The sequence below is a fragment of the endosymbiont GvMRE of Glomus versiforme genome, assembly GCF_003546845.1.
The window spans coordinates 537,419-554,427 of sequence record NZ_NWVA01000009.1 but is presented as its reverse complement, the minus strand read 5'-3'; the positions used below and the strand labels follow the sequence as shown (position 1 = coordinate 554,427).

The window sequence follows — 17,009 nt, the reverse complement described above, 5'->3', positions numbered from 1 at the left end:
CGTTATTTATGTTTTATTATCTATGAAATAAAAGCACGTTAAAAAAATTTAATTATTTAAAAAACAGAGTGCTTAACCTAAGAAAAAAAGTAAATTCATTAACTAATGAACAGTTACAGATTAAGTTTAACTACTATAGACAAAAGATTCAAAACAAAAAAAAAGACCAGACAAAAGCGCTTAATAAATACTTGGTGCCGGTTTTTGCGCTAGTAAGAGAAGCTATTCATCGCCATACGGGGCTTTTGCTTTTTCCCACACAGGTATTTGGTGGGATAGTTTTACATAATGCTAATATTGCTCAAATGAATACAGGAGAAGGAAAAACTCTTACTGCTTTTTTGCCTATTTGTCTTAATTCTTTACTAAATAGAAATATATTCATCATTACTGTTAACAGCTATCTTACTCAAAGAGACTGGAGTTTAGCAAAACCAATATTAGATTTTTTTCAAATTAGTTCAGGAGTAAATTTGAATAATCTTTCTTTGGAAGAAAAAAAATTCTTATACGAAAATCATACCGTTATATATACCACAGGTAGTGAACTAGGATTTGATTATTTACGTAATAATCTAGTAACGAACATTAAGAATAAAGTAAAACAAGATTATTACTATGCAATTATTGATGAAGTAGATTCACTTCTTTTAGATGAAGGGATGAATCCTTTAATTATTTCTCGATTAGCTAAACAAGAGTCGACTATTCATTCTACAGAGTACCAATTAGCTACTAAACTAATCAACTCTTTAATAGAAAAGAAAGATTACAAAATTGAGCAAAAAGAAAAGGATATTTGATTAACCAATAAAGGGATAAAAAAAATCGAAGAATTTTATAAATTAGACAATCTTTTTGATTTTAAGAATCACCGTTATAATTTCCTAGTTCATAACGCTTTAAAGACTAAACATTTCTATCATAAAAATGTAGATTATGTAGTTGATAAAGAAAACGAACAAATAATCTTAGTTGATGCTCTAACAGGTAGATTAGTTCCTAATAGAGTATATGGATCTGGTATTCATCAAGCCATTGAAAGCAAAGAAAACTTGCAAGTTGGTATCAAAAATAAAACAATTGCTACTATTACTTATCAAAATTTTTTTCGTCTATTTGATAAGCTATCAGGAATGACAGGAACTGCTAAGAGTGAGGCCAAAGAGTTTCGTCAAGTTTATGGAATGGAAGTTATTACTACTCCTCCTTACAGAAAATTAATTAGAAAAGATCACAATGATTTAATTTTTTGAGATAAAAAAAGTAAATATAAGGCTATTGTTGACCTAATCAAAAAAAATAATATAACTAAAAAAAGACCTATTTTGATTGGATCACCTAGTGTAGAAATATCAGAGTATTTATCAACTTTATTAACCGAGGAAAAAATATCTCATAACAAACTAAATGCGGTTAATCACAAACAAGAAGCAGAAATAATTGCTCAAGCTGGCCAAGTAGGGACTATTACTATTTCTACTAACATGGCAGGACGTGGAACTGATATTATTTTAAGTGAGGAAAGTCGAAAAATCGGTGGTTTATTAGTTATTGGAGTAGAAAGAAATACTAGTCGTCGAATCGATAATCAATTACGTGGCCGTTCTGGAAGGCAGGGTGATCCCGGAGAAAGTCAGTTTTATGTTTCATTGGAAGACGAATTGGTGAAAAATTTTGGTATTAAAGAGCAAATAGGGAGAATTTTCAGCCAAAAACAACTAAAAGAACTTTTTTATCGTCCTTTAAGCGGTAAAATGTTTAATTATCTTATTTCAGAGCCGCAAGAAACTTTACGTAATATTTACTCTTATAACCGGCAGTATGTTCTTAATTATGATTTACTTATAAGTCGTCAAAGGCAATTTATTTATAACTACCGTAATAAATTATTAGAAGCAAATAATTTGACTAATTTAACTAAAATAATTTCAAGCGAGAGAACTAAAAGCACTTCAGATGATTTAGAATATTTGAAATCCAAATTGGTAAGAGAAATTGATAACTTTTGATCAGATTATTTAGAACATTTAAATAAGATTCGCACTTTAGTTCATGTTAGATATTATTTACCTCAAGAGCCGCAAGAAGCGTTTTTTTGGGAAAATATTAGCTCATTTCGTTCAGGTTATAGGCAATTAAAAAAAAAATTGAATAATATTCTTCTTATTGATAAGTAGTATAAACTGGAAAAAACAAGAAACGGAGATATAAGATATCAATTGACTACAATATGTAATACCTAGTTAATACTTGGTACTTTTCTTTTTAATCAATGAAAATATGTTAAAAATAACTATATGACAAAGGACGCAAAAAAATACCTTGACGAAAACATCATGAATAAAGGAAAAATTTATTCGCTAGATATTAGTAATCGTGATTTGGCTGAAACAGAAGAAAAAATAGATTTAAAAGAATTTACTAATTTAACTAGAATTAATGCTTCAAACAATAAATTTGCTAACTTAGAATGAATATTTACATTACCGAATAAGGAAAAGTTAAAATGACTAAACTTTTGAGGTAACGAAATAAACCAAGTAGATTTTGCTTACTTATTTAATAATTTTCCTAATCTAAACTTAATAAACTTAGAAAATAATCCTTTAGGAGGAAAAAATCTAAATGAACTAAATCCTCAACAATTTACTAATTTAGTTAAGTCGGTTGAAGAAAAAAAATTAAAAATAAATTCTTGGAAAGGAACTTTTTTAATCGACCTTTTAAAATATACTGAACAATTACTAAAAAAACAAAATCAAACCTCCCAAGAAGAATTAATAGCCCAACAATTTCAACAAACTTATTTGTCTAGAAATGATTAAGTTTAAGAAAAATTTTTTTTACTATTTCCCTAATTCCTGATTAAATTAATTTAATAATATGTAATTATTTCTTTTTCTTTCTCAAAATTAAAGCAATTAAGACTAAAATCACTCCTATTATCATTCCTATTTTAGTATTTTGAAATCCCTTTATTTTTTTAGAGAAAGAATGATTATCATTAGATTTGTTATCATTTTTCGTAGGTTCTGAAAAAACTCCTTCTTTGTCTGGTTTTGAATATTCGCTTTCATCGACTTCTTGCCAGCTATCTCAATCAAAATCTCAATTACTACCAAAAGACAAAGTATTATAACCAAACCTTTTGTCATTTCAACTACCAAAAATCTGACTCTTGATTTTCATAGTAAAAATTTTTCCTGTTGTTTCAGTTAGAATATTGTTGTTATAGAACTTACTTTTTAAGAGTACTGTTGATTCGGAAATTCCTCCACTACAAGAGTCATGGAAATCAAAGAGGAGTTGAGTAATTGGCGGCATTCCTTTTATTCCGAGGTTTAAGGGTTCGATTTTTAATAAATGGACATAATTCGTTTTTCTTATATCCATTTTTTGTTGGCTAATTATTTTAAAAGTAACAGGAGTATCTATTTCTCCTTCCGCTTTTTTTATTTTATTTGTTTCTTTCACTAGCAAACCGTCTCGATATCAAGAATTTTCTGATATTCCTTCGGCAATGTTTATAAAATCAAGCTTAAACTTTAAATTACTGAGAGGAGTGGAAAAGAAATCATCATTTTTGCGATTTTTTATTTGCCTAATTATTGAGGAGTTATCGTCAGGAACAATTAAAACCGGTAATTGACTGCCAACTAAAAATAGAATACTTTTTTCTCTCAAAGGTTGAAAAAGTAAATATTTCTGATTTTCCTGGTATAAAAAATCAGGCTGTTTGCCTAATAATGGCTTAATAAGTCGAAAAGAAACGATTTTTTCAGTATTCATAATATTTTCTTTGCTTAATTTTTAATGAAAGGAGCAAAAAATTCGCAAGTATTAGAGTAAATTTTTGAAGCGATTTTTTCGAGTTCTATTTTTCTAATTTCGGCTATTTTTTTTAAGGTATGAATTATATTAAGGGGATAGTTATTGGGTTGCTTTCCGCGTAATGGTTCAGGAATTAAATAAGGAGCATCAGTCTCTATAACTATTCTTTCTAATGGCATTTTTTCTAATGCTTCTCCTCATTTCTCCTTTCATTTAGCATTTCTATAAGTAATATTTCCGGCAAAGGAGACATAAAACCCTAAATCTATAAATTTTTGAGCTATTTCTCAATCTCCGGTAAAACAATGTAAAATTCCTTTTTTTATTTTCACTTCTTTTACTATTTCATAAGTATCTCAAAAAGCTTTTATGTATTCTTTTTTGTCACCTTCTTTGCCTCTAATATGCAATAAAACAGGCAAATTATATTTTTTAGCTAGTTCTAATTGCTTTTTAAATCAATATTTTTGCGTTTCCTGGGGAGTAAAAGTACGGTAGTAGTCTAAACCAATTTCTCCAATAGCAATAATTTTTTTATTAGTTAGTTTATCTTCTATTCATTGTAAATTTTTTTCCTTTAGATCTTCTTCGCTATTGGGATGCAAGCCAAGCGCGCCATATAAATTAGAAAATTCTTTTAATTGTGTGAGCAACAATAGATTAGTCAACATATCTTGTCCGGTGTTAAGAATATATTTCACACCTGCTTCTTTAGCTTCTTGAATAATTTTTTTGATGTCTTGGCCTCTATATTTTTCATCAGCCAGATGGCAATGAGTGTCAAAAATAGCTTTTATTTCCTTCATGAGGGTTTTTTTACTATTTTCACTACTAGATAACAGACTAATAAAACAATAATAGCAAATAATGATCCATACAATAAGTTTTTTGTCAAACTATCATTATTATTTTTTAACAGATTTTTTTTTTCTTTAGCTATAGTTGCTTTTACCTTGGCAATATCTGTAGACACTCGGTTTTTTATTGTTTCAATCTGGTCTTGCTCTCCGGCTAAGTTAATTTCATTAACAAAATTTTGGTTTTCAGGGGCTAATTTTGTTATTAGATTGCTTAAATCTTTACTTTTATCTAGTGCTTTTAATTCTTTCTCAATAAGTTTAATGTTTAATTTTTTTAAATTAGTTAATAAAACCGACGTTTCTTGATTAGATAAATCTATTTGTTTATTAACTAAATCATTTATTTTTTGAGAATAGTCTAAATAAATTGGTTTGTTGTGATAGGTTTTGATATCATTAATTAATTTTGCTAGTTTCACAGAGTCATTTTCCTTCTGAGCTTGTTTAATTAGAGGAGCTAGTTCATCTTTTTCTAATTCTTCTCTAGAGACTCTTTTATTTCTAATGTCGCTTAATACTTGTTGGCAAAAATCATTGATTCCAGGTTCGCTATTTTGGTTTTTTATGTGGTTTTTATAATCGCGATAAGTGGGGTCTAATTCTTGATAAATTGAAGGAGTTTTGGTCAATTCAGTTTCTATCTCAAGGATAGCGTTTGTTTGGACGGTTTTAATAGCATTAGAAAGGGGTGAACTACTACTACTAGGATGACTACCACCTATAGGAGGATTAGAAGGAGAAGTAACTTGATCATTACCAGCCTTTAATTTCTGTTCGGCATAATTAACCAAATTGTTTATTTTCTTTGAAAAAAAACTACCAGTAACTTTAAAAGGAAAATTAGAATCAACCGAAGACCTATCATAAAAAGTTTTTAATTCTCTCACCAGAATTAAAACGTTATCTGATTTGAACTCAACCTTTTCTAATTCTTTTTCTAATTCTTGGATTGTGACTTTAATTTCCCTAAATTTTTTTGTTTCATTAATATTAAAACGGTCAACAAGGAATATCCAAATATCTCTAATTGCATCTATGTCCCTTCCGTTATTGGCTTTACAAAGATTTTCGAATCAATTTCAATAATCAAGACTACAACTATTCTTAAAATAATACATTTGGAACATTCTATCTTTACCAAATATTTCATTAGATGGATTAATAAATGGAGAATAACTAATAAATAATTTTTCAAAAAAATTATCTTGTTCATCTTGGTCGATATTATCATCAAATCTTGACCCTGTTATTTTTCTTTTTATTTGCTCCAAGATCGACCTTTTTTTCTTGTTTAAAAGTTGAGGGACATCATTAATATCAATAGTCAAAGGATTATTGTTTCCATTCATAAATATTAATTTTATAAATAATTTGCTCTATCTCATTACTTTTATTGGCTTGAACATCACTAAAAATGGGGTCAAGATTAGTGATACTAGTTTTTTTTGTTCTGAATTTTTGATTTCCATAAATTCAGAATTGTGCTTAACCATTTTAGAAACAGGAGGTGTATTAGAAGATAAGCAATAAATAAGAGAATAAGAGTTGTTTTTAAATAAAAGAAAAAAAGTAAATCGGGATTTACTTTTGTAATATTTGAAATAAATCAATCAAAGTTTTTGTCATGACACCTGTTCCTCGTTTGGTTTTAGTTTTATTAGCTGTTCCTGCAATATCACAATGAATAAATGGTAACTTCCCCACAAACTCTTGCAAAAAAGCGGCTCCGTTGGAAGCTCCCATATAACGACTATTACTAATATTACTAATGTCCGCAATAGAAGTATTTTCTTTTAAGGCTTTGGTGTTTTCTGGAATTATTGGTAATTCTCAGTATCTTTCTTGTGATTTAGCAAAAGCTTGGCGTAATTCTCGGTAAAATTTTCGGTTATTAGTCAAAATACCAGTTAAATTTTCTCCTAATGATGCTACTACTGCCCCAGTTAGAGTGGCTACAGTGATGATTTTAGTGGCTTTTTCTTCACGAATAACGTAAGTAATTCCATCAGCTAGCACTAAACGACCTTCAGCATCAGTATTATTAACTTCCACTGTTTTACCATTCATTGATTTTACCACAGTCTCGGTAAGAGTAGCATGTCCTCCGATAGCATTTTCAGTTAAACAAGCAATCGCTACCACATTTATATTTGGATTTTTTTGAATTAAACCTAAAAAAGAAGCACAGACAACGGCAGCTCCTGACATGTCAAATTTCATTCCTTGTAAATATTGTGAAGGTTTTAAATCATAACCTCCGCTATCAAAAGTTATACCCTTCCCTACTAATCCCAAAATGTCTTTTTTGTTTTTTTTATCACCAAAATAGCGTAAAATTACTACTCTTGGCTCGTGATGACTACCAGCATTGACCGCTAATAATAAACCCATTTTCTTTTTTTCAATTTGTTCTTTATCTAAAATTACTACTTCGATATTTTTCAATTTACCAAAATTACCTTTAATTGCCTCGGCGAACTCTTTGGCATGTAATTTATTAGGTGGTTCATCTTGTAAATCGCGGGTTCAATTAACCGCTTCTATTTTAATTAAAGAATTATCTAAAATTGCTTGGGCTTGTTTGTTTTTAGTTATTAGATAGTAATTGGTTATTAATCGTCAATCGCGAGTTAAGCGATATCCACCTTTACTTTTACCATGAATACAAAAATCATATGTTTTTCCTTTCTCTGGTTCTTTTCTTTTTCCATAGCTTTCTAATCCATAATAAAGAATGCCATCTTTGTTGTTATAACTTTTTTTTGATTTTTCATTCTCGGTGTCTTTAATTTTTATTTCATAAGAGCCTTTTGGTTTTTCGTCTTTGTCTTTGTGAACTAATTCACACGACATTACTTTTGCTTGAATTTTTTCTGTAAATTCATGGCAATCATTTTCAAAACAAGAATGTAATTTTTTTTGCTTGTAATCAATAATTTGATGACTACCGAATAATATTCCTTCGCTAACCGCTTGGATTACTGCTTCTTCAGATAGATTTTTGGTGGCAAATGATTGAATATCAACGTTTCAGTTCCTTTCACTATTACCGGCAAAAGACACAAAAAAATTGTAAATGCTGTGGAAATTATAATCCCCATCTTCTTTGTTGAGGTATAAATAGCAAGTTTTTTCTTCGGAAATTAGAGTAGTTTTCCAATTCTTTTTGTCAATTAAAGAATGTAGTTCTTCTTCATTAGCTTCTGTAACCGTTCTTAAAGTTAGAAATTCTTTAGATTTTTTTTGGACAATTGATATGATCATAATAAATTGATAGTAAACGAGTTATTGTATTTTGGTTAATTTTTAGTTAATATTTTAAAAATAGCATCGCAAATATGTAGTTTCACATATCAAAAAAATCGTTTTATTCACCAACGCTAGCCTATTTTTCATTTTTTTTAGTTCCATACAAGGAACGTCCTTGTTTTCTCCCTTTTACTCCTTCAGCATTGCTATGACCACGAATGACATGGTATTTTACCCCTGGTAAATCTTGAGCACCACCACCACCAATTAAAATTCGGGAATTTTCTTGAAGATTATGTTTTTCACCAGGAATATAAACAAGAACTTCTTTTTTATTCTTTAGTCTAACTTTAGTACAAGCACGATTAGCTGAATTGGGTTTTTTTGGTTTACCGACAAATATTTTTATACATATTGCAGACTTTTGAGGACTGTTTTGAACAAAATAAACATTTTTAAGCGAATTTCAACCAATTTTCAAGGCTAGCTCTTTTGTTCTTTTAGTTTTTGGCACTCGTGGATTACGAATTAATTGATTAATGGTAGGCATATGTCTTTATTTAAATTCTACTAATCTATTTTAATATTGTATTTTCGGGATTGTCTTATCTTTTTATTATCAATGCCTTTTGAAAAACTAATTTTTGTTACCTCATTTCTGTCTTCTAGTCAATAAGCTACATTAGAAACGTGGACAGGTATCATAATATTTTCTAACTCACTCTTCTTGCTATCAGTAGTAGATCTAATATATTTTTTTCGGCTAATTTTTTTTAGATATACAAGCTGCTTTTTTAGATCTAGACGTGAAATATAATCAATAGAACCTCTATAGCTACCTTTCATTACTTTTACCTTATCGCCAGTTTTCAACTTAATCTTTATCATAATTTTTTAATTAATATAAAATTATTTTAGTTGTTATTAGTTGGTACAATGAAATTATATCATTTCCGAGTGAATAATTAATTTTAATAAAATGCATGTAACACTTAGAATTTACTTAAAGTTATAGAGTTAAAAAAAACAAAAAAAATAATAGTTTCAAAACAATATATATAATATAATGAATAACAATGTTTATTTATGTTAAAAGTTTTTCAATTTCTCTTGTAATATCGTTTCTTATAAAATCTAACAATTTTTATGTGAAAATAAATTAGTTTTTTGATAATTTCCTTCACTCAGAATTAATAATGCTTTGCTAAAGCTGTTGTTTTTGTTAATTTTATGGTTGTTTTTGTGAGTAGATTTGAGCGATTGTTTTAATATTTGAAGTTTCACTTTTAATTCTTTTTTGTCACCTTCTGAAGTTTTAGTTTTTTCCTCTAATTTCCGTCTTTTCATTTTTTTAATCTTTGCTTTTAATTCTTTCCTTTCTTGAATTTTTCCCTCCCATTGTCGCTTTCTTTGTTCATAAAGATTATCTACTGCTTCTGAATTGACAGAAGCAAATATTATAACATTGTATTTGTCTTTACAATCATTTTTTTCTTTGTTTGTTTTAAGGAAGTCATTATATTCACTTTTCCATACTTCTTCCAGATTTTCTAAATCTTCAAAACATGAACAGATAAAAACGTGAGTATTCTTTTTTTCGTGGATTTAATTAAAAAAAAGTATTACTACATACCATTGTTTTCATTTTCTGCGGTAGTAACTATAATATGGTGATTAGCGAGAAATAAACTAAAGATATTATTATCTTTTTCTTGCGAATTTTTTTTCAATAGATTTAAATATTCCTCTTTGTGATCCTTGCAAGAGTTTATGATTTCAGAATCTATATAGGTTTTTTGAAAAATTGTTTTTAGTAAAAATTTAAGCTTTTTTTTGATCTTTCCGATCATTTTTATTATTTAGCTTTCTAGCGAGATTTGAACTAGAAAAAATTTTTTCAGGACACGATATTTTTCTTTTTATGTCATAAAAAAAATAATTAGTGGATTTCTTTTTTTGCTAACATGAATGACTTTTGATAAAATTTTAAAAGTTAATTACTATGAAACACAGAATCAGAACAATAAAAGTTTTTGACATTGTTGTTGTTCATTTTTTTGTAACTTCTTAATTAGTGCAACAAGATTAATGATATAGCTCTTGTTTATAATTTATTTGATTTTGATACTACTCTGCAAAGAAAATATTGTTCATTTTCAGTTCTTATATTTAAACTAAAGGGTAATATATTTCTTTTAAATTTCTTAGTTCAACTAGCATGAATAATTCTCTGACAATTAAAATAAAGGTAAATTATTTTCACTTTTTAATATTAATTTTCTAAATTTAATAATTCTATACTAAACATAAAATTTATGATAAAAAGACACTTACTGGAAGAGAGGTAAACATAAAGAAAATAACTAGCAAAAAAATATGGATACGTTTTTTTTGTATTCATATCGATATTTTTTTATAGATTGAAATAATTACTGAGAAAAGCGATACGGTAAGTGAAACAAAATGTTAGCATTTCTAAGTTCAAATCTCTTACTTAAACTAACAGGATGTAAATTATTAGCACTGTAATAATATTCGATTAAATTTAAAAAAATAGACAGATGATCTCAAAAAAAAAATTGAAATGAAAGAAGGAATACCGTCTGATCAACAGCGCTTAATTCATGGGGGAAAACAAATGTAAATAGGCATTTGCTATTTGAATTATTTTTAGCGATCCATCTAAAATCATTTTTTTGTTAGAAAGATACTAAACCATTTGCGCGAATTTAGGGAAAATAAAAAAACTTTAACGGAATTAGGAGTAAAAGCAGGCAACTTACTTCACCTTGTGCTTGCTCTTCGTGGTGGAAAGCGAGGTTTTAAACACAAAAAATTTTAAGAAAATGAAAAAACTGAACTGATATGGGTTCTTAAATAATCTCGATACTTAATAAAGTTATATTCTACATTTTCCTTCTCATTCTATACAGCGCTCAGAGTAAGAAATTATATTGCTACGCTAAAATTAATCTGTGAATATTTACCTAATACACGTTAGTTTGCTTATTTTTAATTCCATAAACTAGTGAGAAGTATTCTACTAAATGAAAATGTAAAACAATTTTTCATGAATCGCGCTATGGATATGAATAATTAAAAAATATAATTCTTTGGCTTTTAAAAACATATTTTCTGAATTATCACCTATAAACCAGGTTGATTAATCATGATTCACGATGAGTTTTGAAATTGTTTCACTAAATTTATAAACAAAAAAAACTATTGTCAAAAAGAACTAATAATAGTTTAGTTTTCTATAACTTGTAGTCATGAGGGAGTAAATGTAATCGGTATTTTGTCAATTATGTAACTAATTGACTTTATACATTTTTATTATTTATTATTATGCTATCAATAATTCTTTATAGTTTAATTTTGTTGTAAAACCTTGTTAAACAAGAACTTTTTAACTTTTATGATACTATAAATAATTTCTGATATTGTAATATATTGTATGCACAAGTACATACAAAGAGAATTAGTAAAATCCCAATTTTTCATTATTATATGCTATTTTTCTTTCTTTCATAGCTCTTGTATTTCCACAATTGTAAAAAGATATTTAATTAATGTTAATTAAATAAGGCATTTTTCTTTCTTTAAAACTAGCAAATAGCGAACTTTTAGCACTAAATGAAGCTTAGCTTTTGAGAGTTATTATTTATTATAAATGCCTCGATCTTCTTCTTACATCCAAAATTTGTGCGAAGCGTGGGCATACGGTTTCGTAACAATGGTTGTATAATATAGTTTTTCTTTTTTTTTTTGTTTTATTTATTATTTATCATTAACAGTGGTAATATTTATTGTTTAGGTTTTTTTCCAGAACTTCATTCTTTCCATATTTTTTTATGTAACAAAAAAACCAACCTTAGCTAATTTTTTTAAGATCCCTTTTAATTTTGGGATCTTGATGAGTTATATATTTTTGTTTTTGTCGCGCGTTATTCCAAATGTAAACAGTTCTTATTGCAAGACGGTGTTTCATCTCCTAACAACAGCAACCATCGCTAAGCGACTATTTCTAAATTTGTTCTTTTTAATTCGTTTGAATTTTATTTGTAACAAGAATGGAAAGAGCAAAACAATATACAAAATTAGCTTTTTTTTATTCGCTTTGTGTTTATTTTCTTATGTAAGTAATTAAATATTAAGAAGTTCTGTTTTTCTTGTTTACATATTATAAATTAAATTTTTTTTTTTATTTTTCATTTCTAATTTAATAGACGACACAATTGTACAATACTTTGTCAGTAACCATCTTTCTTCGCTCTTGTGAACCAAAAAAAACCGGATTATTCTACACCATTTCTAACATTACAACATTTATGATTGATACATTAACAATTATTTTTGTTACAACTAATTTACATCAACGTTTTCTCACAGCCAGAAAATTAAAGAGAGAAATTGAAACTCTGCCAGGAGCCAGGATTAGTCCAGAGGAAAAATCTCTATTCTTTGCCGTTATATTTTGTAACTTAGTTCGTTGTTTGATAATAATTATTGCGAATGTTTCAGATGTTTTTAGTTTGTTGTTCGAGGATCACAAAAAACAGAACAAAAATTGCCTCATTATGTACGCTATATCTTCTCTTTTTTGGATTCTTATATCACATATTATAACTAATGATATAGAAATAGTTAAGTTTTTAAAAAGAAAAAATATGACAAAAATCTCTTCTGAACCACAGTCTATTATGAACGTTTAAGCAGTTGGTTTTTCTTTTACACAACCAACTGAAATCTTTAAATATCACACTCTTTTATGTTTTATTTATTCATATTTTTTTTATTCTTTTAAAAGTAGAGTAGTTACATTGGCTATAATAAAACTCACTCTTTTTGCTCTATTAATGTCTGAGAAATCTTCTAAATTTACTTAATTATTTAACATTTTTATTTATTAATGAAAATACTTTTTTTTGTGCTCTCTTTCGTAGTTGGAAACTAAGAGAATTAGAAAGATCTGGGTTTTTATAACTTTTAGATGTCGAGCTATTTCTGACGATTTGAAAGTCTTTTTTGTCATTAGATTACTTTAACAAAGTGAAATGAATATTGAATTAAAAAAAAGTATGAACTCATGCTCCAGTATTTATGTTAATCATTTTTAAACCTTTTTCTTTTTATTATATTCAACCTTCTCTCTGTTTTCTTTTTTTAGGCCGTTTTTTTTGTGCTTAAACAAAATAAATCCATTTGGCGCAAGATCTGAATTATTTTTGATTATATTTTTATTAGTTTTGTTCCGCTGAAATTTTTTTTCTAATTTTTCTAAATCTTTTAAATCAAAATAATTATTATTCATTCTTTTATTGGTTATTTTTCCCTTTCCTATTTTAGTTTTTTTAATTCCAATCAACAACTTTTCTAATCGACTAAAATTTTCTAGATAAGCGGGTATTTCTTTTTTTTTAATTTCTAATTGAATTTTGTCGGCTAGTTTTTTTAATTTTTTTTTATCCATTCAAGTTTGTTACTATTTTTGTGTTAGGGTTAATCCAGATTGTAGGCAGATTTGATAGACTTCTGTATCTTTCTTAATATTAACATACTCACTTTTTCATTGATGATCAAGAATTTTTCCTATTTCTTCTCCATTTTGTTTTCTAAGAGTCAATAGAATATTGATTAATATAATCAACAAGACATATTCGTTTGTCAGTTGATTTAGTTCTAAAAGATTTTTAACAGTAGAAAATCGTAAGACGATGTTTTTTAATTTTTCTGCTTTTACTACAATAACAAATGTTATTTTTTTGCAATGTTCATCTGTTGTGTATAAATCTTTGTTGTTTTCATTATATTCTTCTCTACTTATTCTATCAAGTTTTTTTCAATCAATACTATTGTCAGATTTGCGAGGCATGCTGCATGCCTCTAAGTAATGATAACTTTCTTTTAAGCTCTTTTGAAGTTGTGAGGTAAATTGACTTTCTGAAGTAGGAAAAAAGGTAAAAACGTTCCTTCTTTGACGTAGTACTTCTTCACATCATGTTTCTAAATTGACAAGGTCCTCTATTAAAACGCTTGAATATTTTTTTTTCACTTCTTTAGTACTGCTTACTAAAGGCATTATTTCTTTCTCAAAACGATCTTTTTCTTTAGTGTTTAAACTTTCTAAATATTTTTGCTTGTCGGAATCAGAAGTAATTTTTTTTTGCTTAAAGATATAGAAAGCAAGAACGCAGGTTATTATTGCAGCACTTATGATAATCAGGATTAATTTTTTTGTCCTATGTTTTATGATATTCATGATATTGATTTAATTTTTTAATGCTTTTTCAATATTATCTCTTTTCTTTTAACTTAACAGTAGCAGCATTGCAAAAAGCATAAGTAATTATTAAAATTAGACTAATTATAACCGTTGCAGAAAATCACATTGTCAGATTATTCATTTGGAAAAATTTATCATTTTTATCACGGAGATTAGATTGTTGATTTTTGCTTTGAGTAAATAACTCACAAATTTCTTTTTTTTTCTTTCTTGAAGCTTGTTTTTTGTGGTTAAGTTGGCTGTTAACAAATTTTTGTAGTTCTTTTTTTTTAATTTTAACAGTCTTTTTATCTCCTGATTTTAGGGCTTGTTCGAACTTGGTGACTAATTTTTCTAGGGTTTTTGTTCCAATATCATTTAAAATTTCTTTGCCGATTTCTTTGGCTTGGTTTATTGTATTATTTCAATTCATCAATTTTTGTTGGATAGCTGGTGTTAAGTCGGTCAGTTTTATTCCGCTTTGTTTTAGTTCATTCTCGATATTGTTTTTAATACTTTTTGCTTCTTCTTGCTTATCCTTTTGGGCTAATCTATCCTCAGCCACTTTAATATTCTTTTGTAATTCTCTGCTGGCTTTTTTGTCTAAAATGCTCTTTTTTTTTCTAGCTTCATCCAAAGCATTTTTTATATCTTCAACTTTATCACTATTTTTTAAATTATCATTAAGGTTATTAATTTCTTCCGGAGTTGGTGGGGGAGGAGTTGGTTTTGGCTTAGTATCTTCTCGGGTTTCATCATCGCCTTTTTTAGTTTCATCTTCTTCCTTGGGTGATGTAGTTTCTTCTCCTTCATCGGTGGTTGACTTGGGTTTTTCGGCTTTTGGTGTTTCGTATTCATCTTTCAAAGTTCGGCATTCCCCCCTTTCGGCAATTATTTCTTGGCGGATTTCCATTAATATTTTGCCTAATCAATTTTGTCCGCTACCATTGCCGCCATCACCCCAAAAGTTATCTTTGGGAGAATGTTCGACTAATCTTTTATCCCCAGTTTGCCATAATTTCTCTTTCAATTCAGAGTTCTGAGTAAACTTTTCCCGCACGGCTCATCTCATGGCTCGTAATCTCATGGGAACAACATCTTTGTCATAGGCTCAATCGTTCCTTATCCCTTTTCCTATCTTGTATTCATTCACACTATTACGGACTTCTTTGGGGCTAGGAGTTCTTTCAACAAATCATATTTTACCTGCTAGGCCATTTTGGCAAGAAAGAGAGGAGCCAACGATACCGCCACCTCTTGAATTATCCTTATCTCCAACAAAATTATTAGGGTCAGTTCATCAATCAGTAAGTTTACAAGCTTGAAAAAGATGTTCTGAAGTATATCAATTAAACTCTTTGCCTTCGTTCTTGTTTGGTTGGATAGCATCTCTTTTTAATTTTTTCCAAACTCTAAAATCATCGTGATAAAAATAATTATGTCCTTCGCGTATTCTTCCGTTTTCATCTAGAAATGCTCATGAACTATTTCATTGAATAGGCAATTTAGTGGTTATGGGACTAGGATAAAAGTTGGTTAGTCAATAATAAGGTCTATCTCTGTCGTAAAATCAAATTTCATTATTGGGTTGCTTTGGATATTTGTTCATTTAATAAATTATTTCCTCTGAATTTGTAATTTCCTAAGAGATATTGAGAAGCAACAGTACAAGAATGATTATCTTCTCTTGTTGGTGCTATTTCGAGATATTTGATACATTCTTTTTGCGTTTTTTCATCAATCACTCCACTTAAATCCATTACATGCATAGCAGTGATTGCCTAGCTTGTTCGTATTTTGCAGTTTCTTTTTTTGTTAGTTATTTTTAGTTTTGGATTAGACTTTCTCGTTTTAAGAAATGATTAATTTGTCAAGAACTGGTAAACATTTTTCTTCTTTATTAGTGTAGGGTTGTTTCTTAATTTTTCTTATATCTTTAAGTACTTAAAATCGGAAAGCAAATATAATTATTTTAAATCATTAGCTAAAACGTATTCTTCTATCAATTTAATAACTGGTTCTCATAAATCGATTTCAAAAGTACTCTTTTTGTCTTGCAAAACCATAGCAATTCGCTCTAATCCAGCTCCAGTATCAACACATTTTTCGGCCAAAGGCAGATATTCCTCCCCCTTATGATAAAACTCAGGAAAGACTGTATTACTTATTTCTAAAAACCTTTTACTATCTAAATCCGTAATTTTTTTCGGTAGTCCTTGGTCAGTTTGAAAATCGTAGTATATTTCAGTATTAGGTCCGCAAGGTCCATCGCCCATATCTCAAAAATTAGTTTTTTTTGTCCCCAAAATTATATGACTGCTTTTTATTCCTTTTTGTTTTTGCCAAATTTTGTAACTTACTTTATCGTTTTCCCACACAGTAATAAAAAGATGTTGAGGATTCATATTTAACCATTTTGGGGAAGTAAATCATTCTCAAACAATTGGGATTATTTCCGGCTTAAAATTACTACCAATGGAGAAATTACCTAACATTTCAAATAAAGTTTGATGATAAGATTGAGCATTAATATTTGCTATGTCGTCAGTGCGAATTACTCTTTGACAATTAGCCATATTACGAGCTGGAGCCAATTTAGGATTATTGAAATATTTTTTTAAAGTGGCTACTCCGGAATTAATTCATAATAAAGAGGGGTCATTTTGAGGAATGAGCGAGGCAGACTTTAATAAATAATAGCCTTTTTGTTGAAAAATATCTAATCAACTTTGTCTGATATAATTAATAGTAAATTTAGTTTGTGAGTTCATTATTATATTTTCTTGTTTAATGATCGGAAC

Annotated in this window: 14 protein-coding genes and 1 pseudogene; 3 read left to right on the top strand and 12 right to left on the bottom strand. The window is 28.2% G+C overall.

Annotated elements, in window-relative coordinates; translation table 4 throughout:
* Window positions 1–8 precede the first annotated feature (8 nt).
* Together GvMRE_RS13260 and GvMRE_RS13255 are read left to right on the top strand one after the other, a co-directional pair.
* Window positions 9–2,180 carry a preprotein translocase subunit SecA gene (locus GvMRE_RS13260; RefSeq protein ID WP_147411693.1) on the top strand — a complete coding sequence of 724 codons (2,172 nt, stop codon included), beginning with the start codon at window positions 9–11 and terminating at the stop codon, window positions 2,178–2,180.
* Window positions 2,181–2,300: 120 nt separating this feature from the next.
* Window positions 2,301–2,828 (top strand): hypothetical protein, encoded by a 528-nt coding sequence (locus tag GvMRE_RS13255; protein WP_147411692.1) that lies wholly within the window; start codon window positions 2,301–2,303, stop codon window positions 2,826–2,828.
* Window positions 2,829–2,892: 64 nt separating this feature from the next.
* Here GvMRE_RS13255 and GvMRE_RS13250 read toward each other — a convergent pair whose 3' ends face one another.
* The 7 genes from GvMRE_RS13250 to GvMRE_RS13220 form a co-directional block, all read right to left on the bottom strand.
* The gene (locus GvMRE_RS13250; protein WP_147411691.1) at window positions 2,893–3,792 is read right to left on the bottom strand and encodes a hypothetical protein; all 900 of its coding nucleotides are present in this window, start codon (window positions 3,790–3,792) and stop codon (window positions 2,893–2,895) included.
* A 14-nt stretch (window positions 3,793–3,806) separates the two neighbouring features.
* Window positions 3,807–4,640 carry a TatD family hydrolase gene (locus GvMRE_RS13245; RefSeq protein WP_147411690.1) on the bottom strand — a complete coding sequence of 278 codons (834 nt, stop codon included), beginning with the start codon at window positions 4,638–4,640 and terminating at the stop codon, window positions 3,807–3,809.
* Entirely contained in the window at window positions 4,628–6,043 is a 1,416-nt protein-coding gene (locus GvMRE_RS13240) for a hypothetical protein (RefSeq protein WP_147411689.1), read from the bottom strand. The genes GvMRE_RS13245 and GvMRE_RS13240 overlap by 13 nt, the downstream gene beginning before the upstream one ends.
* Window positions 6,044–6,275: 232 nt before the next feature.
* On the bottom strand, window positions 6,276–7,958 hold the full coding sequence (locus GvMRE_RS13235) for a M17 family metallopeptidase (protein ID WP_147411688.1): 1,683 nt from the start codon (window positions 7,956–7,958) through the stop codon (window positions 6,276–6,278).
* 121 nt (window positions 7,959–8,079) lie between these two features.
* A complete protein-coding gene (gene rpsL / locus GvMRE_RS13230; protein ID WP_147411687.1) occupies window positions 8,080–8,493 on the bottom strand; it encodes a 30S ribosomal protein S12 in 414 nt (137 codons plus the stop codon).
* A 20-nt stretch (window positions 8,494–8,513) separates the two neighbouring features.
* Window positions 8,514–8,831: a hypothetical protein gene (locus GvMRE_RS13225; protein WP_147411686.1), complete on the bottom strand. Its 318-nt coding sequence runs from the start codon at window positions 8,829–8,831 to the stop codon at window positions 8,514–8,516.
* A 246-nt stretch (window positions 8,832–9,077) separates the two neighbouring features.
* Window positions 9,078–9,290, bottom strand: a complete 213-nt coding sequence (locus GvMRE_RS13220) for a hypothetical protein (protein ID WP_147411685.1) — start codon at window positions 9,288–9,290, stop codon at window positions 9,078–9,080.
* Window positions 9,291–10,518: 1,228 nt separating this feature from the next.
* Between GvMRE_RS13220 and GvMRE_RS14620 the strand changes: the two are divergent.
* A pseudogene (locus tag GvMRE_RS14620) lies at window positions 10,519–10,587 on the top strand (ubiquitin-like protein); the annotation flags it as partial.
* Between the two features lie 2,472 nt (window positions 10,588–13,059).
* Here GvMRE_RS14620 and GvMRE_RS13210 read toward each other — a convergent pair.
* The 5 genes from GvMRE_RS13210 to GvMRE_RS13190 all read right to left on the bottom strand — a co-directional run bounded on the left by GvMRE_RS13210 (window position 13,060) and on the right by GvMRE_RS13190 (window position 16,979).
* Complete coding sequence (locus GvMRE_RS13210) at window positions 13,060–13,416, bottom strand: hypothetical protein (RefSeq protein WP_147411684.1); 357 nt, start codon at window positions 13,414–13,416, stop codon at window positions 13,060–13,062.
* 12 nt (window positions 13,417–13,428) lie between these two features.
* Window positions 13,429–14,205 carry a hypothetical protein gene (locus tag GvMRE_RS13205; protein ID WP_147411683.1) on the bottom strand — a complete coding sequence of 259 codons (777 nt, stop codon included), beginning with the start codon at window positions 14,203–14,205 and terminating at the stop codon, window positions 13,429–13,431.
* Between the two features lie 34 nt (window positions 14,206–14,239).
* A complete protein-coding gene (locus GvMRE_RS13200; RefSeq protein WP_216361654.1) occupies window positions 14,240–15,817 on the bottom strand; it encodes an NADAR family protein in 1,578 nt (525 codons plus the stop codon).
* Window positions 15,789–15,977, bottom strand: coding sequence for a hypothetical protein (locus GvMRE_RS13195; protein ID WP_147411682.1), 189 nt, complete (start codon window positions 15,975–15,977; stop codon window positions 15,789–15,791). The genes GvMRE_RS13200 and GvMRE_RS13195 overlap by 29 nt, the downstream gene beginning before the upstream one ends.
* A 198-nt stretch (window positions 15,978–16,175) precedes the next feature.
* Window positions 16,176–16,979, bottom strand: a complete 804-nt coding sequence (locus tag GvMRE_RS13190; RefSeq protein WP_147411681.1) for an alanine--tRNA ligase-related protein — start codon at window positions 16,977–16,979, stop codon at window positions 16,176–16,178.
* Window positions 16,980–17,009: the final 30 nt, after the last annotated feature.